Annotated in this window: 1 pseudogene; it reads right to left on the reverse strand. The window is 59.1% G+C overall.

Features of this window, described 5'->3' with window-relative positions:
• A pseudogene (locus BK660_RS31110) lies at positions 1 to 296 on the reverse strand (cytochrome ubiquinol oxidase subunit I); the annotation flags it as partial.

Genomic DNA, 296 nt, shown 5'->3' on the forward strand with positions numbered 1-296 from the left:
CTTGCCTTCGTCGATCTTCGGCCCTTTGCGCACCAGGCGCATCATGTAGCCCAGACCCGCCCCGAACAGCGCGAAATACACCACCACGAACAGAATCAACGTGATGCTCATCTGCAGGAAACTATGGTTGGAAGAGGCGTCCGCCGTGCGCATCAGTCCGTAGACTACTCACGGCTGACGGCCGATTTCGGTGGTAAACCATCCCGCGAGGATTGCGATCAGGCACGACGGCCCCATCCACAACGCCAGGTAACGGAACGGTCGCGAGGTATAGATCTTGTCGCTCTTGCGCAGCC

Origin of the sequence: Pseudomonas brassicacearum, from assembly GCF_003732265.1 — a bacterium.
In the GTDB taxonomy this organism is placed as follows: Bacteria; Pseudomonadota; Gammaproteobacteria; order Pseudomonadales; family Pseudomonadaceae; genus Aquipseudomonas; species Aquipseudomonas brassicacearum_D.